At 38.0% G+C, this 18329-nt stretch carries 13 protein-coding genes; 8 read left to right on the top strand and 5 right to left on the bottom strand.

Annotation, left to right across the window (positions count from 1 at the left end; genetic code table 11):
* Positions 1-636 (bottom strand): O-methyltransferase, encoded by a 636-nt coding sequence (locus WC623_RS04245; protein WP_372848287.1) that lies wholly within the window; start codon positions 634-636, stop codon positions 1-3.
* A 30-nt stretch (positions 637-666) separates the two neighbouring features.
* Positions 667-1080, bottom strand: coding sequence for a Holliday junction resolvase RuvX (gene ruvX, locus WC623_RS04240; RefSeq protein ID WP_372848285.1), 414 nt, complete (start codon positions 1078-1080; stop codon positions 667-669).
* Between the two features lie 175 nt (positions 1081-1255).
* Between ruvX and WC623_RS04235 the strand changes: the two genes are divergently transcribed.
* The 3 genes from WC623_RS04235 to WC623_RS04225 are packed head-to-tail and all read left to right on the top strand — an operon-like array spanning position 1256 to position 4262.
* On the top strand, positions 1256-2398 hold the full coding sequence (locus WC623_RS04235) for an ATP-binding protein (protein WP_372848283.1): 1143 nt from the start codon (positions 1256-1258) through the stop codon (positions 2396-2398).
* 6 nt (positions 2399-2404) lie between these two features.
* Positions 2405-3805 (top strand): stage 0 sporulation family protein, encoded by a 1401-nt coding sequence (locus tag WC623_RS04230; protein WP_372848281.1) that lies wholly within the window; start codon positions 2405-2407, stop codon positions 3803-3805.
* Positions 3792-4262 (top strand): gliding motility lipoprotein GldH, encoded by a 471-nt coding sequence (locus WC623_RS04225; RefSeq protein WP_372848279.1) that lies wholly within the window; start codon positions 3792-3794, stop codon positions 4260-4262. The genes WC623_RS04230 and WC623_RS04225 overlap by 14 nt, the downstream gene beginning before the upstream one ends.
* A gap of 1 nt (position 4263) precedes the next feature.
* Here the strand turns inward: WC623_RS04225 and murF are convergent, their stop codons facing one another.
* Positions 4264-5565, bottom strand: a complete 1302-nt coding sequence (gene murF / locus WC623_RS04220) for a UDP-N-acetylmuramoyl-tripeptide--D-alanyl-D-alanine ligase (RefSeq protein ID WP_372848277.1) — start codon at positions 5563-5565, stop codon at positions 4264-4266.
* A 91-nt stretch (positions 5566-5656) separates the two neighbouring features.
* Here murF and WC623_RS04215 point away from each other — a divergent pair, with 91 nt between their 5' ends.
* The 4 genes from WC623_RS04215 (at position 5657) to WC623_RS04200 (ending at position 13708) form a co-directional block, all read left to right on the top strand.
* The gene (locus WC623_RS04215; protein WP_372848275.1) at positions 5657-8143 is read left to right on the top strand and encodes a M14 family metallopeptidase; all 2487 of its coding nucleotides are present in this window, start codon (positions 5657-5659) and stop codon (positions 8141-8143) included.
* Between the two features lie 327 nt (positions 8144-8470).
* A complete protein-coding gene (locus WC623_RS04210) occupies positions 8471-11689 on the top strand; it encodes a SusC/RagA family TonB-linked outer membrane protein (protein WP_372848273.1) in 3219 nt (1072 codons plus the stop codon).
* 12 nt (positions 11690-11701) lie between these two features.
* Positions 11702-13174, top strand: coding sequence for a SusD/RagB family nutrient-binding outer membrane lipoprotein (locus WC623_RS04205; protein ID WP_372848271.1), 1473 nt, complete (start codon positions 11702-11704; stop codon positions 13172-13174).
* Between the two features lie 33 nt (positions 13175-13207).
* The gene (locus WC623_RS04200) at positions 13208-13708 is read left to right on the top strand and encodes a lipid-binding protein (protein WP_372848269.1); all 501 of its coding nucleotides are present in this window, start codon (positions 13208-13210) and stop codon (positions 13706-13708) included.
* 76 nt (positions 13709-13784) lie between these two features.
* Here the strand turns inward: WC623_RS04200 and WC623_RS04195 are convergent, their stop codons facing one another.
* On the bottom strand, positions 13785-14687 hold the full coding sequence (locus WC623_RS04195; protein ID WP_372848267.1) for an LD-carboxypeptidase: 903 nt from the start codon (positions 14685-14687) through the stop codon (positions 13785-13787).
* A gap of 97 nt (positions 14688-14784) precedes the next feature.
* Between WC623_RS04195 and metG the strand changes: the two genes are divergently transcribed.
* Positions 14785-16893 (top strand): methionine--tRNA ligase, encoded by a 2109-nt coding sequence (gene metG, locus WC623_RS04190; protein WP_372848265.1) that lies wholly within the window; start codon positions 14785-14787, stop codon positions 16891-16893.
* On the opposite strand, the gene WC623_RS04185 is transcribed toward metG, so the two are convergent.
* Positions 16886-18304: a DHA2 family efflux MFS transporter permease subunit gene (locus WC623_RS04185; protein ID WP_372848263.1), complete on the bottom strand. Its 1419-nt coding sequence runs from the start codon at positions 18302-18304 to the stop codon at positions 16886-16888. The two genes, metG and WC623_RS04185, sit on opposite strands and share 8 nt — an antisense overlap.
* Positions 18305-18329: the final 25 nt, after the last annotated feature.

Here is an 18329-nt window from a genome sequence, read left to right as displayed (position 1 = left end):
TTACTTTTTTCTGATGACAAATAATCCGTCCCTAACAGGAAGAATAAGTTTCTCTACACGGCTGTCTGCTAAAATCTTATCGTTAAAAGTACTGATATTTTTAGTGTCCTTGTCTTGATTGGTGTTCAGTACTTTTCCACTCCATAGTACATTATCAACAATGATGAGTCCGCCAGGACGTACCCTGTCAAAAACCATGTCGTAATAAGTACCGTTGTTTTTCTTATCAGCGTCAATAAACACAAGGTCAAATGTCTCATTTAAGCCATTTAGGGTTTCATTGGCATCGCCGAGAATGTATTTTATTTTGTTATTGTACTCAGATGCGGCAAAGTTAGCCCGAACCATTTCTTCCAGCTCTTCATTGATGTCTAAGGTATATAGGATTCCATTTTCATTCAATCCTTCAGCGAGACATAGTGTAGCATAACCTGTAAATGTGCCAATCTCCAAAATTCTTGATGGGCTAACCATTTTGCTGAGCATACTTAAAACACGACCTTGATAGTGTCCGGAAAGCATTCTCGGCATCAGAACCTTAAGGTTCGTTTCCCGGTCTATCTTTTGCAGTAATGCGTTCTCAGGTTCGCAGTAATTGAGCAGCAGTTGCTGCATATCGTCATTAATTAAACTCATATTTAAATTCAATTCGGAACTATGCTCTCATTAACGATGCTGTTCCATAAAATATTGCAAAATGATGGTTGCAGATATGGTATCAACCCTTTCTTTATTTCTGCGATCTTGTTTTTTTAACCCGCTTTGCATAATGGTTTCATGTGCAAGCTTTGAAGTAAATCTTTCATCTATCCAATGTTGTGGAATATTAGGGAAAGTTTTTTTAAGTGTCTTAGCAAAACCCTTTACGTGTTGTGCAGAGTCAGAAGGCGAGCCATCCATTTGCTTTGGATCACCTAAAACAAAAGCTTCAACCTCTTCTGCCAGCAGGTATTTTTTTAGGTATTCAATAATATCTTTAGGATGTATAGTGTCCAGTCCCGTTGCTATAATCTGCAGGGGGTCGGTAACGGCTATTCCGATACGCTTGGTTCCATAATCAAATGCAATAATTCTGGGCATGTGGGCAAAGATAAGTAAAATCATAAAGTGGCGGACTAGTCAATTCAAGTTGCTCTAAAACAGCCTTGAATCTGCCTTTTTATTGGTGTGAGCAAAAGGATAGCAAAACAATAGCAAAAGAAAAGCAAAAGGGTAGCAAAAGAAATATCGAACAAAAAATGTTATTTTGCACCAAATGCAATTTAAAGAGATCGTCGGACAAGAAAATATAAAACAGCAATTGATACAAACGGTTGCTGAAAACCGGATTAGTCATGCTCAATTATTTCTGTCGTCAGAAGGAAGCGGAGCTTTGCCTTTAGCTATTGCTTATGCACAATATATCAATTGCTTGGATAAACAAATTGATGACAGCTGTGGGGTCTGTTCTTCCTGTCGTAAGTACGAAAGATACATCCACCCTGATCTGCATTTTTCTTATCCTTTCTTCGCTTCCAAAGATGTGAAAACAGCCGTGGATGTCTTGGAAGAATGGAGAAGTATGTTACTCGCTGATGCTTATTTTGATATGGACATCTGGCGTTCTAAATTGAGTGCAGAGAATAAACAGGCTAACATCAACATTGCTGAATGTCATGATATCATTAAAAAATTAAGCTACAAGGCTTTTGAGGCAGAAACTAAGGTGCTGATCATGTGGTTACCTGAGTATTTGGATAAAGAAGGGAACTCCTTGCTAAAGATTATTGAAGAGCCACCTCAAAATACTTTATTTATCCTGGTGGCAAATAATCAGGAACAAATCCTTTCTACACTTTTATCGCGGACTCAGATCGTTAAAATTCCTAAGCTTTCTCACGCAACAATAGAGACTTATCTGATGGATGGGCACGGGTTGCCAGAAAATCAAGCTACGGAATACAGTTTCCTGGCAGATGGAAACTTAATAGAAGCGAAATCGCTTGTTGCCAATACGCATAATGAGAATGCAGATAAATTTGCGGAGTGGCTGCGAATGGGGTATGGGAACCGTGTGTTGGATTTAACTGTATTTGTAGAACAAGCAGCAACATGGGGACGTGAAAATCAGAAAAACTTTTTAAAGTATGGGATCAGTTTTTTACGTGAATGTAGTTTGTTGCTTAGTGGGGCTGATGAATTGGTGAAATTGCCTGCCAGGGCATTGGAAACAGCTAAAAAACTATCTACACATGTTTTGGATCTGAACATGGCTGATGCAATTATTGCAGAACTTGAAAAGGCACATTACCATATTGAACGAAATGCTAACCCTAAAATTCTGTTTTTAGATGTATCTTTACAATTGGTTAAAATAATCAAATTTAAAACGTTCCCGAAAGGGACTCAATATATATAATTAATTATGGGATGTGGAAGTTGTTCTACAGGAGGCGGTTGCGCCCCCGCAGGCTGTAAAAGTAATGGCTCTTGTGCCACTGGCGGATGCGGAAAAATGGAAGTTTACGATTGGCTGTCGAATTTAGACATGCCCTCAAATTATAAGCCTTTTCAGGTAGTAGAAGTTAAATTTAAAGGAGCAAGGAAAGAGTTCTTTGTAAATAATGATAACATTTATCTTGAAATTGGAGAACTGGTAGCAGTTGAAGGGCCGACTGGTGGTTATGATATTGGCCATGTTTCACTTACCGGAGAGTTGGTAAGGATACAAATGAAACGTCGTAAGACGGCCGTAGATCAGGTAACAAGAAAAGTTTATAGAAAAGCGACAGAGGCAGATGTTGAGAAATGGAAAGTTGCAAAGGCTATGGAGTGGGAAACGATGCATAAAGCTCGTACACTGGCCCTTGATTTACGCTTATCTATGAAAATAAGTGACGTTGATTATCAGGGAGATAAAACCAAAGCGACTTTCTTTTATACTGCTGAAGGTCGTGTAGATTTTAGGGAACTGATCAAAAAGATGGCTGAAACTTTCCGTATAAGGATTGAAATGAGGCAGATCGGGATGAGACAAGAAGCAGGTAGATTAGGTGGGATAGGTTCATGTGGGCGGGAGCTTTGTTGTTCTACCTGGTTAACGAACTTTAAAACGGTGTCTACAGCTGCAGCCAGGTATCAAAACTTATCTTTAAATACCCTGAAATTAGCCGGACAATGCGGTAAATTAAAGTGTTGTTTAAACTACGAATTGGATACTTATTTGGATGCATTGAAAGATATTCCGGATCGTATTGAAAGTTTACAGACTGAAATAGGAGTCGCAAGACATCAAAAAACAGATATATTTAAGAAATTAATGTGGTTTAGTTATCCGAATACGGAAGACTGGATTCCTTTAAAGGTTGACCGTGTAAAGGAGATCATGGCCATGAATAAGAAAGGACAAAAGCCTAATAACCTTAAAGAAGAAGCTGTTGAGTTAACTCCTGCTGCGGTGATTGATAAAATTCCTGATTATGAAAATGTAGTTGGACAAGACAGTTTAACCCGTTTGGATGATAAACCTCGTAATAAGGGGAATAAAAATAACAATAGGAATAACAATCAGAATCGCAACAAAAAGAATACAGAACGACCTGATAGAACTGACAGGCCTCAGCAAGGTAAAAACAAGCAGGATATAGCGAAGAAAGAGAATGTTGGTGGACAAGGGCAACCAAAGGCCCAACTTCAGCCAAAGCCTAAAGTGGCTCAAGTAACAGAGCAGTCCGGTGCAGAAAAACCTGCAGGGAACAGAAATAACAGGAATAGGAATAATCGTAGAAAAAAGCCCTCGGATAAGCCTAAGAATGAAGAATCGTAGTTTTTTTGTTTTGTTTGCTGCCATTTTTTTGCTATTGTTTGGCGGCTGTGATACGAGCAATATTGCAGATATAAATCATACTATGCCTGCTCGAAACTGGAGCTATGCAGATAAGGTTAAGGTTGTTGTTGATATTACAGATAGCAATAAAGCGTATAATATTTACTTTAAACTGAGACATACTTCAGATTACCGTTACTCTAATATTTTTGTGCTGTTGAATTTGAAAACAGCACAAAAAAAACGTAATAGGCGTTATGAATTTAAATTGGCACAGGCCGATGGAGCATGGAATGGCTCAGGCTCTGGAAACGTATATTCTTATACTTTTCCGTTGCTGACCAATTTTAAATTCCCTGCTCCAGGCAAATATGAGCTGGAATTAGAACAAAATATGCGGGATAATCCTTTGACGGAGATTAGTGATGTAGGAATAAAAGTGGCTGTAGTGAACTAGCTTATAATAGCGGTAAAAGCTGTTCTAGTGCCATTCCTCTTGATCCTTTTAAAAGAACCAAACTGTTATTTATAGGGTGTTTAGTGATAAACTCCCGGGCATCTGCAGGAGTTGTGAAGAAGTGTCCCTTATAGTCTTGTTTTGCGCCCTGAAAGTGTTTGCCTATAAAAATAAGCGTATCTATATGTAGTTTCTCTGCTTGTTGAATGATGAATTGATGTTGTGCAAATGACTCTTCACCTAGTTCAAACATGTCTCCTATAATAACGGTTTTATGATTACTGCTCAATGATTCGATATTATTAAGCGCGGCTGCCATACTACTTGGATTGGCATTATAAAAATCGCAGATAACGGTGTTGGTAGCGGTTTTAGTTATTTGAGAGCGGTTGTTATTAGGTTGATAATGAGATAAACCCGTATTAATATCAATAGGAGAAACTTCAAAAAAGTGTCCAATGCAAATTGCGGCTAATATATTTTCAAAGTTATAAGTGCCCGTTAAATGTACTTCTGTCTTGAATGAGTCTGCACCACTGGTCCATGAAAGGTCTATAAAAGGATCTGATTTAATAAGCTTGCCTGAAATGGTGTTGCTTGCATCCGTACCGTAATAAATCACTTTTTGTAATCCTGCTTTTTCAATCATCTCGATGATATAGGTGCTATTCCTATTTGCAAAAGTGATGCCCTGGTGCTTTTTAAGATAGTCGAACAGTTCCGCTTTCCCCTTTTTCACGCCTTCGAATCCACCAAAACCATCAAGGTGAGCCATGCCTATGTTGGTAATCAGACCATGGGTTGGTTGTGCAATGCTGCAAAGAAATTCGATTTCCTTTTGATGGTTTGCACCCATTTCTATAACGGCTAATTCTGTTTGCTTTGTAATAGAAAGGATAGATAGCGGGACGCCAATATGATTGTTTAAATTGCCTTTTGTGGCAAAGGTTGAGTATTTCTGCGAAAGAACAGCATTAATCAGCTCTTTGGTTGTGGTTTTGCCGTTGCTACCTGTTAATCCAATAACAGGAATGTTGAGCTGATCACGATGGTATCTGGCTAAGTCCTGCAATGCTGTTAGTACATCTGGCACGAGAATGCACTTTTCGTTTACTTGATAAGTTTTATCGTCTATAATTGCATATGCAGCACCTTGTTCAATGGCTTGAGCAGCGAAAGTGTTCGCATCAAATTTATCTCCTTTAAGCGCAAAGAATAAGCAGCCATCAACAATACTCCTGGTATCAGTGCAAACTGTTGGATGGTTGAGATAGTTTTGATATATAGATTCGATGCTAAACATATACATATTAATGTGTGAAGCTGTAAAAATAACCAGATGAACGAGAAACAAAAAATATTCTTTAGTACTTTAGGTATATTAATTCCTTGCTATGAAAGACTTCCGGATTCTCTTTGTGTTTTTATTGCTAGGTTGGAGCTCTATAAAGGGGCAGGTAAAGTCGCCAGACGAGTTTTTAGGCTATCCGCTGGGTTCTAAATTTACACCGTATGATAAGGTTTTGGACTATTTTAATTATCTGGGCAAATCTGGAAAGAATATTAAAGTTATCAGTTATGGTAAGAGCTATGAAGGGCGCGAGTTGCTAGTTGGAATTGTGTCGGCAAAGAACAATATGGAGAAGCTTGAACAGATTAGACAGCATAATAAAAGCCTAAGTAGAGCAGAGAAAATTCAAATCAAGGGCTTTAAACCGCCTGCTATTGCATGGCTAAGCTATAATGTGCATGGTAATGAAGCGAGTTCGACTGAGGCTGCTTTGAGAACCATTTATGCCCTTGTGGAGGCAAAAACATCAAATATTCAGAATTGGTTAGCAAATACCGTAGTTATTATTGACCCCTGTTTAAATCCAGATGGTCGTGAACGGTATGTCAATTACTTTAACAGTGTTGTTGGGGTTAAGCCTAATCCCAATCCAATGGCAAGAGAACACATTGAACCCTGGCCAGGTGGTAGGTCTAATCATTATTATTTTGATCTTAATCGAGATTGGGCCTGGCAATCGCAAATTGAAACCCAACAAAGATTGCTTTTGTATAAGGAATGGATGCCTGAGGTACATGTTGATTTTCATGAACAAAATTATAATGAGCCTTATTATTTCGCCCCTGCGGCCGAACCCATTCATCAGGATATAACCCCATGGCAAAGGGAGTTCCAGATTATTGTAGGAAAGAATAATGCAAAATACTTTGATCAGAAGGGCTGGAAGTATTTTACCAAAGAGCAGTTTGATTTATTGTATCCTTCTTATGGAGATACTTATCCTTTATATAATGGCGCCATAGGCATGACCTATGAGCAAGGAGGTATAGGAGCAGGATTGGCCGTTGTTACCTTGGATGGTGATACTTTGACATTGAAAGATCGAATAGACCATCATTTTACAGCAGCAATGGCCACACTGGAGACGGTATCTAAACATTCCGATAAACTGGTAAATGAATTTAAAGGGTATTTTGAAACGGCAATGGTTAAGCCTCCAGGTCTTTTTAAAAGCTATATAGTTAAAGGTCAGAATCTAGGTAAAATAAGACGTCTCGCCGAATTGTTAAGACGTAATGGAGTAGAGTTTGCGTATGGAGGCATGGAGTCGGGAAGCGGTTATAGTTATGAAACAAGAAAAACAGGGAATTTTACAATAGACCGTAATGATCTTATTATAAATCTTCAGCAGCCTTCGGCAGTTTTAGCCAATGTGCTTTTTGAGCCACAAACTACAGTTAAGGATTCAAATACTTATGATATTACTGCATGGGCGCTTCCCTATGCTTTCGGTTTAAATGCTTATGCAAGTCAAGCATCTATTAAAGGGAAGTATGAAGCGCTTGAAATACCCAAAAGTATGGTCATCTCAGGTCAGAAACCTTATGCCTGGCTTTTGCCTTGGGAATCAGTAGAAGATGCGAAGACCCTCATTGCATTGCAAGCCGCAGGGATTAAAGTAAGACTTGCAGAAGAAGGCTTTACTGTAGGCGGTAAATCTTTTCCAATTGGATCGTTGCTTATATATAGGACTGAAAATGAACGATTGGTTAAAGAGCTCCCTGTAAAAATCGCGGAGATTGAAAAAATACATAAGTCTTTATTTTTCCCGGTAATGGGTGGTTATGTTGATCAAGGTAAAGATTTTGGGTCCTCTGCTTATCCTGTATTGAATGTTCCAAAAATTGCTGTTGTAACTGATCCTGAAATTTCGGCTCAGAGTATGGGTGAGGTTTGGCACTTTTTGGAACAGGAACTGAGGTGTCCGGTTATGGTTATTGGTCTTGATGATATAGGAGCTCTTGATATTAATAAGGTGAATACTTTGATTTTACCTGATGGGAATTATGGTGATGGGTTGGGGGAGAAATTGCAAGATTGGATAAAGATTGGTGGTAAGTTGATTTTACTCGAAGACGCGATATTAAGTGCAATAGGGAGAAAGCCTTTTGAGATCCAAAAGAAAGAGTTTTTAAAAGATGAAATTTCGTTGGAGGAAGTTCCTAAATACGTAAGTCGTAAGCGAGCTAATTTATCAAATGTTATACCTGGGGCTATTTTTAAAGTCGACCTTGACTTGAGTCATCCGATCTCTGTGGGTCTTGGGAATAATTATTATACATTGAAAACAGACGATAGGCTGTATGAGTTTCTGAAATCAGGATGGAATACGGGAGTTTTAAAAGGTGATAGCTATGTAGCGGGCATAGCTGGTGCTGGAGTTATTAAGAAGCTGGATAATGGGATGCTTTTTGGTGTTCAGCCATTAGGAAAAGGGACGATAATCTATTTTGGAGCGAATGCTCTTTTTCGTTCATTTTGGGAGAATGGAAAGCTGTTGTTTGCTAATTCTATTTTTCTGGTGAATTGATCTTTTGTTGTTAATAGGTAAATCTAGGGTTTTACTAGAGTTTGGATTTTATTAAAATAGTGTTTATCAAAAAAAATGAGGTTAAACGTTAAAAACTGTTAAATATTCTGTAAAGCTAATGATACAGTTATAGTTGTGATTTTTAGTTTCGTTTAAGATTGTTTATTCGAAATAATATTTTGAATAAATACCTTTTCTCGAATATTGTTGTTATAAATTTGTGTCATTTTTTTGTCATAAACAGATAGTCTTTTGTATGCACCTTATGCTTGCATATCATATTTGGTATATTTGATTATTATTAACTAACCTAAATTTTAATTTTTTATGAAAAAACTTCTACAAAGTTTGTTCATTTTGGTGTTCGTTGCAGGAGCTGCGATGGCACAAGATAGAACAATTACTGGTACAGTTACAGGAAAGGATGACGGGCTACCAATCCCGGGAGTTTCTGTAAAAATTGTTGGTACTTCGACAGGTACATCAACAGATGCAAGTGGTAAATACGCCCTTAAGGTTGCATCGGGGCAAAAATCACTCGAATTTTCTTCTATTGGATATTCAACGCAAACAGCTGCTATTGGTTCGAGTAATGTGGTAAATGTTACTTTGACTACGGATGCGAAGCAATTGGGAGAGGTTGTGGTAACAGCTTTGGGTATCAGCAGAGAGAAAAAGACCTTAGGATATTCAGCGACACAGGTTGGATCTGAAGAAATCACAAGAGCAAATCCGACTAATCTTGTCTCGGGATTGCAGGGAAAAGTTGCAGGAGTGGATATCTCTTCAACTTCTGGTCAGCCCGGAGGATCTAGTAAAGTGATTTTGAGAGGTTTTTCTTCTATAGCTGGAGATAATCAACCTCTATATGTGATTGATGGAGTCCCAGTTAACAACTCTCGTCCTGGACAAGCTGCCCGTGCCAATAGTATTGGAGATCTGCAGGAAAATTATGACTTTGGTAATGCCGCAAATGATATCAATCCAAATGATATCGAAAGTATTAGTATCTTAAAAGGCGCTGCGGCTAGTTCTCTTTATGGTTCAAGAGCATCTTCAGGAGTTATTTTGATCACTACTAAAAAAGGTAAAGCAGGGCAATTAAAAGTTGATTTTTCTTCAGCTGCATCTTTTACCCAGGTATCCATTGTTCCTGATCTTCAGGATCAGTATGGGCAAGGATTTGCGAAACAGGCTTATATTGCAGAAAATGGTAGCTGGGGAGGAAAACTGGATGGTGTAGTGAGACCTTGGGGTTCCGAAATTGATGGAGAACGACAAGAAAAGCCATTTTCTTTTGTTAAAAACAATTTTAGAGATGCATTTGATACTGGAAAGGAGTTTAATAATAATATTTCCTTAAGCGGAGGTAGTGATGTTTCTACTTTTCATTTTTCTTATGGAAATGTGTATAGTAACGGGATTCTACCTGGTGCAAATGATACTTATAAGCGAAATTCCCTTAGCTTAAATGGTTCTTCTAAGTTTAGTAAAGTAATCTCATTGAGTGCATCTGCAAATTATATTGGTAAAAATACCAGAGCTGTACAAACAGGACAGGCCGTTTCAGGGATTGGTTCATCTTTTTATGAAGATATATTGCAAATTCCAGTGGATTTTCCAATTAAAGCATTTAAAGATTACAATAACAAATTTTATGATGTAGACGGATATTTTAGCCCATTTGCTCAGAACCCATATTTTTCAGTATTTGAAAATGGTTCTACTTTTAAGAGTGATCGATTCTATGGTAATGCAGATTTGAAAATTAAAGCAAATGACTGGCTAACGTTTCAATTGCAACAAGGTATTGATGTAAATAATATTTCGGATAAAATCTGGAATGCAAAAAATAATCCAACACCTGGCAGCTGGAATGGTGGTGGGAATGATGAAGAAGTTGTCAGACAAGAAAGTGTTGGTAATGTAATTGAGGGCTCTGAAAAGTATTTTGAATTTGATTCTAAAATAAATGCATTATTCAATAAAAAGTTCAATGCTGATTTTGATATAGATGGTTTGATCGGATTCAATTTTAATAATAGAGGTTCTAGAGTGCTTTATACAGGAATAGAGGATTTGGCAATTCCGGGTTTCTATCAAATTGAGAATTCTGCAAATAGCCCAGTGTCCACACAAAATTCTACTGAAAGACGTTTGTTTGGGTTATATGCTTCTGCTACTTTGGGATATAAAAGCTTTGCATATTTAACTTTAAATGCCAGAAATGACTGGAGTTCAACTTTGCCACCTGATGGTAGAAGTTATTTTTATCCGGGAGCAAATTTATCTATACTACTTTCTCAAGTGGTAGATTTGTCAAGCGCAAAAATCAGTTTGCTGAAACTTAGAGCTGCTTATGGAAAAACAGGAAGTGATACGGATCCTTACCGAGTTTTTAATACTTTAACAAAAACGGATGTAACTCTTGGCTTTGGAAATATTACTTTTCCAATTGATGGTGTTCCAGCTTATAGTGTTTCTAATACTTTGAATAATCAATTTTTAAAACCAGAAATTAGTACAGAAGCTGAATTTGGAGCTGAATTGAGATTTTTTGATAATCGTTTAGGGATAGACTTCTCTTACTATAGTCGAAATACAAAAGATCAGATTTTACCAATTGTATCAGCTCCTTCTACCGGAGTAAATTTTAGAGTGGTAAACTTTGGTAAAGTAAGGAACAGGGGTGTAGAGATTGCACTGAATGGCACGCCTGTTAAAACCGATAGCTTCACATGGGATATTATGTACACTTTCACAAGAAACAGAAATATGGTACTTGAGCTTCCTGATGGATTGGATAAGGTTACCATTAATACAGCTTATGATGCACAGTTTGTGGCCAGAGTTGGACAACCTTTAGGTTTGATTGAAGCTCCTGTGGCTAAGTTAACACCAGATGGAAGAACTATAGTAAGTACTACTGGGTTTCCTGTTGTAGCCGCAGATCTTGTTTCTTATGGTACGAGTCAAAGGGATTTCGTTATGGGATTGAATAACAGTATCAGATATAAGGACTTTACTTTAGGTCTTGTCCTAGATTTTAAAAAGGGAGGAGTATTCTATTCAGGTACAGCTGATTTGTTAAACTTTGTGGGTAACTCTGCTAACACTTTGTATAATGACAGAAGAACTTTTGTAGTTCCAAATTCGGTTACAGAGGTCAAAGATGCATCTGGAAATGTTACAGGATATGCTGAAAATACCACACCAATAAGTGAAACTAATTTTTATGATTATTTCTACACTGGTAACGGAAAGGCCAGAGCTTATAAAGACAGAATACTAGACAAAACCTTTTTGAAAGTCAGAGAGCTGACTTTAAGCTATGCATTGCCTGCTGCAGTTGCACGTAAAATTGGTGCAAATAGGGCTTCTTTAACTGCTTATGGCAGAAATTTACTTACCTGGTTGCCAAAAGAGAATAGAGTTATCGATCCTGAGGTTTCTAATTATGGCAATGATTTGTTTAGTGAATTAGGAGAATTTAGGAGTGGACCTTCTACACGCAATTTTGGTCTTTCTTTAAACGTAACATTTTAACGGTCTACAATTATGAAAAAGATATTTAATTATAAACATATAATAGTGCTCTCGGCTCTGTTTTTGGCATCGAGTTGTAATAAACTGGATATCAATAATAGTCCTAATAACCCAAAAGTTGAGGATGCTACCATGGAAACTTTGTTCCCTTCAGGAGTGATGTCTAGTGTCGGACGTATCAACGGGGATCTTTCAATTATAGGGGGAATGTGGGCGCAATTTTGGACTCAGAATAGTGGATCAAGTCAATTCCGTACAGTGGATGCTTATAATTTAAGTAATACTTCCAATTTTATTAATGGAGCATATACTGAGTTATATAGCGGTGCATTGAATGATTATAGATTGACTTTAGAAATTGCTAATGATAAGCAGGAATGGCATTATAACTTAATGGCCACAGTGATGAAGGCTTATACCTATCAAGTTTTGGTTGATCTTTTTGATAAAGTTCCTTATACTGAAGCTTTGCAGCCTACGGTATATGTGCAACCAAAATTTGATGATGGATATACTATTTATAAGTCTCTAATCGCTGAAATTGATGCAGCTTTAGCAAAAGATTTTCAAAGTACAGATTTGACTGATGCTCAGATGAAGACGGATCTTCTATTTAAAGGAGATATGGATGGCTGGGTTAGATTCGCCAATACACTTAAGCTTAAGATGTATCTTAGAATGGTAAATGCTAAACCTACAGAGGCTGATGCTGGGGTAAAGGCTCTATATGCAAGTAATGCTGAGTTCTTGGAAGGGAACGCCGGAGCGGACGTCTTTGTGAACACGCCAAATAAAAGTAATCCTTTCTTTGAATATAACTTTAGAAGATTAAATACGCCTGATAACTTAAAAGCAAGTAAAACATTAATTACCTGGTTGACAAAAAATGCTGATCCAAGGGATAAAGCTTATTTTGTAACAGACGATGGTGTCATTGTTTCAGCTCATCAAGGAGATTATTTGACTACTACAAATGGTGCAACTAATCCAACTATTAAATCTACTGACCCGGCATGGTTGATTAGCGAAGCGGAGTCTTATTTTATGCAGGCAGAAGCTTTGGAACGTTATTTTGGAGGTGTCGGAGCGAAAGCCATGTATGATAAGGGGGTGACAGCTGCCTTTGCACAGGTGGGTTTAACACCAGGGGCTCTGTTGACTGGTGTATACGCTTATCCAGGTGGTAGTTTAGATACTAAAATTGAAGCAATCATTGTTCAAAAATGGGCTTCGCTATTTGGATCTCATGCACTTGAGGCTTTCTTAGAGCAAAATAGAACTGGTTATCCCAAAATTAGCCCTGTTTATTCTAAAGATCCGTCTTATGCAACTACTTATGCTGGACAATTAGTTTACTCTCCGAATGGTGTTACGGGGCCAGGAAATTTTCCAAGAAGATTTGTATTCCCGGATAATGAAAAAAGTAGAAACTCAAATACACCTGCAGAAGTACCAATTTATACCAAAGTTTGGTGGGGTAAATAATATGGTCTTGTTATAAATTTTAGAATACGAAAGATGAAAAAGAATATATTTATAAATACAACTATTGTTTTAATAATGGTTGTACTCGCGTCCGCTTGTAAGAAGGATGTGCCTGCTGGAGGAACTTCCATGGAAAAAATGGCTGGTGATTGGTATGTGCAAGTGAATAATCAAGGAACGTATTATTCGGTGCTGTCATTCAATACTTCAGCAGACGATGGGAAAGAGATGTGGATTCAGACATCGGGAACGATAAAGTCCGGAAGTACAGTAATTGCTGTTAAAGGGAAGATTCCTGTAAATTTGAATGATCAGAGTTTTTCTGGGACTAATATTGCAAACATTGCATCAACTAAAACTACCATTCCAACATTTAGTGTTGCAAATGGAAAAGTTGTTACTAATGGAACAGTTGCTCCAATTTCTAAAGCAGTTGCAGATTTGATTTCCTTCGATTTGATCGTAAATGGAGTCAGCTATAAAGTTGAGGGATTTCATAAAACGGGCTTTTTAGAAGATTTTCCTCCGTTTTAATTGATAAAAAGCTGCATTTCGGCAGTCAAGGTCGGGAGATTTTTCTTCCGGCCATTTTTATTTAAAGATTATGTTATTAGCAGGATTGAGCGACTAAAATTTTATCACCTTGATTGATTAACTTTATATCTTTTCCCACTACCAAAGCCCTATTATCATCTATATGCCCCACGGGGAAGTTAAAACATACCGGATAATCATATTCCTTTACTAAGTCCCATATCACTTGCTCAGGGCTAGCCCCAAAAGGAATGGACTCGGGTGGTTGTTCATTAAAAGCACCAACAATCAGACCTTTTAATTTGTCCAGTTTTCCTGCGCGCTTTAACATCCGCATCATTCTATCTATAGCATACTCGTGCTCACCAACATCTTCAATAAACAAAATCTTATCAGTATAATCTATTTCCGAAGCCGAACCCTGCATCATCACCATCAACGTTAAATTTCCACCAATTAAAACCCCTTTGGTCTTGCCGGTTCTGCCAGGAAAGGTGGGCGTATATTCATAATGAAGTTGTTCTCCAAATAAGGCTCCGTGCATTGAAGCTAATGATTCTGGTGTTGCATCAGCAAAGGTGTAAGGCATCTGTCCATGTATGCTTTGTATGTTTAATGTTGCCAATATATGCGAAATCAATACTGTAATGTCACTAAAACCAACAATCCATTTAGGATTGGCTTTGAATTTGTTAAAATCTAGCTCGTCAATAATTCTGATAGTACCATACCCACCTCTCCCAGCAATAATGGCTTTAATTTCCGGATCGTCGAGAAATCTTTGTAAGTCGGCAGCCCTTAGAGAATCATCTCCGGCAAACTGATGGTGCGAAGCATTTACAGTTTCTCCTATGATAACTTCCAGTCCCCATGTTTCAAGAATTTTTATCGCCTTATCAATACTGCTTGGCAGTTTCTTCGCTGGGCAAACTATTGCAATTTTATCTCCTTTTTTTAAATATGGGGGTTGGGTAATCATTGGCAAATCTAATTTTAGCTAAAATAATCAAAATAACTATATGCTAATTCCATTCCTGTGTAAAACGCTTATCTTTGCCAAAATAATAGAAATAGTTTTGGATAACAGTAAGATAAAAAGATATACCGTTACGGCCGCATTGCCATATACTAACGGACCGGTACACATAGGACATTTGGCAGGTGTTTATTTACCAGCAGATACATATGTACGATACCTGCGTTCCAATAAAAGGGATGTTAAATTTATTTGTGGCTCTGATGAAAATGGTGTTCCTATTACGCTAAAGGCTAAAAAAGAAGGTGTAAGCCCACAGGTTGTGGTTGATAAGTATCATAAAATCATTGGCGACTCTTTTAAAGAGTTTGGAGTTTCTTTTGATATTTATCACAGGACATCTTCTTTAATGCATCACCAAACAGCTTCTGATTTTTTCGAAACATTATATAAAAAAGGAGTTTTTACTGAAGAGGTTACGGAGCAGTATTTTGATGAAAAAGCGCAAACATTTTTAGCTGATCGCTACATCACTGGAACTTGTCCTAAATGTGGTAATGAGAATGCTTATGGAGACCAGTGTGAGAACTGTGGCAGCACATTAAATGCTACAGATTTAATCAATCCGAAGTCGACATTATCTGGTGAACCTCCAGTAAGAAAAGAAACAAAAAACTGGTTTTTACCTCTTGATAAATATGAAGATCAGTTAAGAGAATATATTGATAGCCATAAGGAATGGAAACCAAATGTTTTTGGACAATGTCAATCATGGTTAAATGCAGGTTTACAGCCTCGTGCCATGACACGGGATCTTAACTGGGGTGTAAAAGTCCCTGTGAAGGATGCTGAAGGGAAAGTCCTTTATGTATGGTTTGATGCCCCAATAGGCTATATATCGGCTACTAAAGAGTTGTTTGACTATGCCCGTCTGGATGTATGGAATCCTAAAGCAGAAGAATACTACATCAATCAAAATGAGGTAGAAAAAGGAAACTGGGAACAGTACTGGAAAGATGAAGAGACTAAACTGGTACATTTTATCGGAAAGGATAACATCGTTTTCCATTGTATAATTTTCCCTGCAATGTTAATGGCGCATGGGGATTATATCCTTGCTGATAACGTTCCTGCAAACGAGTTCTTAAACCTTGAAGGACAAAAAATATCGACCTCTAAAAACTGGGCCGTTTGGTTAAACGAATACCTTGTAGAGTTTAAGGATAAGCAAGATGTATTGCGTTATGTTTTAACGGCTACGGCGCCAGAAACTAAAGATAATGATTTCACCTGGAAAGATTTTCAGGCTAGAAATAACAATGAGTTGGTAGCTGTATTCGGTAATTTCATCAATCGCGTGGTGGTATTAACCCACAAGTATTTTGATGGAAAAGTGCCGATGTGTATGCATGTTACTCCTGAAGATCAGCTGGTAATTGATGAATTGGCTGCGGCACCTGCAAAAATTAGTGCTTCTATTGAAAACTATCGTTTCAGAGAGGCTTTAACAGAAGTGATGAACGTTGCACGTTTAGGTAATAAATACCTGGCGGATACTGAGCCATGGAAAGTGATTAAAACTGATGAAGACAGAGTGCGTACCATTCTGAACATCAGTTTACAGATCGCAGCAAATCTTGAAATATTAATCGAACCATTTTTGCCTTTCACAGCAGATAAATTGATGAAGATGCTGAATTATGGCGGACATACCTGGGAAGCTGCTGGTAAAATGAACCTTTTACATAGAGGACACCAGTTGAATGAACCTGTTTTATTGTTCGAGAAAATCGAGGATGAAGAAGTACAGGCACAAATAGATAAACTGAATCAGAGTAAGGTGGATAACACTACTGCTTCGGCTGTTGCAGCTCCTGCTAAAGAAGATATTCAATTTGAACAGTTTACAGCTGTTGATATTCGTGTTGCAACTATTGTTGCTGCAGAGAAAGTTGAAAAGACTAAGAAACTGTTAAAGTTGACACTGGATACAGGAATTGATCAGCGTACAGTAGTTTCTGGTATTGCCGAATATTATAAGCCTGAAGATGTGATCGGACAACAGGTAAGCTTAGTGGTTAACCTTGCTCCGCGTGAAATCAAAGGTATTGTATCTCAGGGTATGATCTTAATGTCGGAAGATGCAGACGGCAAACTTGCTTTTGTAGCACCAATCGCCAAACATATTAATGGCAGTGTAATCAGGTAATTTCACCTGGACCTGTGTCTTTGTTCGCTAATGCATTACCATCGTCAGCCTGTAATCGTAAAAATAACAGGCTGGCGATCGCTGTTAATACAGACATAGTCAGGAAAGTATACTTAAAGGCCGTCACTATGGAGGCTGACATATCTGTTATTTCATTTTGATATTTAGACAATAAGAAGGCCGCAACGGAGATGCCTAAACTCATCGATAGCTGTTGCATTACCATCAATAAGCTATTTCCTCCACTAGCCGTTTCTGTGTTGAGGTCAGATAAGGAAAGCGTGTTCATAGAAGCCATTTGAATGGAGTTCACGGCACCAAAAATCACAAGTAAAGGAATTAAGTTTGGTAGTGGAGTATCTGTTGAAATGAGGGCAAACAGACCTATTACTAATGCAATGATTAAGGTATTTATAATCAATGTTTTCTTATAGCCCAATTTCTTTACTATTGGTACGACCCAAGGTTTAACCAGTACTGATGATAGGGCTACTGGAATCAACATCATTCCAGATGCCATGGCCGAATGCCCAAGTCCTACCTGAAATAGCAAGGGTAAAAGCAAAGGCATTCCACCAATCCCTAAACGAGTAAAGAGGTTGCCAAAAACACCGATTCTGAGGGTTCTGATTTTGATCAGCTCCAGATCGATTATGGGATTACTTGATCTTTTGTAGTGTCGGTAGTAGCCATTCATCATTAAAAAGCCTAATAAAAATACTCCTGCTAGTGTCCAGCCGCCTATTACACCTTCTGAACCTAGTTCTATTCCTATGGTGAGCACGACCAATGAACCTCCAAAAAGAATCATGCCTATAAAGTCGAAGCCTTTGGTCAGGTGTTTATAATCTGGCATCGTCTTGCGGGCCCATATAATGCCCATTATGCCAATTGGAATATTGATAATGAAAATCCAATGCCATGAGGCAATATCTACTAACCAGCCGCCTAAAGTGGGGCCAATGATTGGGCCTACCATACCGGGAATAGTAATAAAATTAATAACGCCTAATAGCTTATCTTTTGAATAGGTGTATAATATGGCTAATCTGGCAACTGGTACCATCATTGAGCCGCCTACAGCTTGTAACATTCGAGCGGCAATAAGCTGAGGTAACGTCTGTGAAATTGCACAAGCTAAGGAGCCCAGGGCAAACAATCCAATGGCCCAAATGAATATTTTTCTTGAGCCAAATTTATCGGACAGCCATCCGCTTAGAGGAACCAACAGTGCAAGTGTAAGCGTGTAACAAACTACAATAGATTGCATTTGAGTTGGTGAACGATTTAAATTGTTCGCTATAGAAGGTAATGCTGTATTTAAGATAGTCCCATCCAAAGATTGCATGAAAATGGCCAATGCGGCTATCCATGGCAGATTTTTCTCATAAGTGTTAATGGTTTGGGGCATTCACAAACTTATTAATTTGTAGACT

The sequence above is a fragment of the Pedobacter sp. genome, from assembly GCF_041645105.1.
Taxonomy (GTDB): Bacteria; Bacteroidota; Bacteroidia; order Sphingobacteriales; family Sphingobacteriaceae; genus Pedobacter.
Note: the sequence above shows the minus strand (reverse complement) of the source record. Positions and strands in the feature narration are given on the sequence as shown.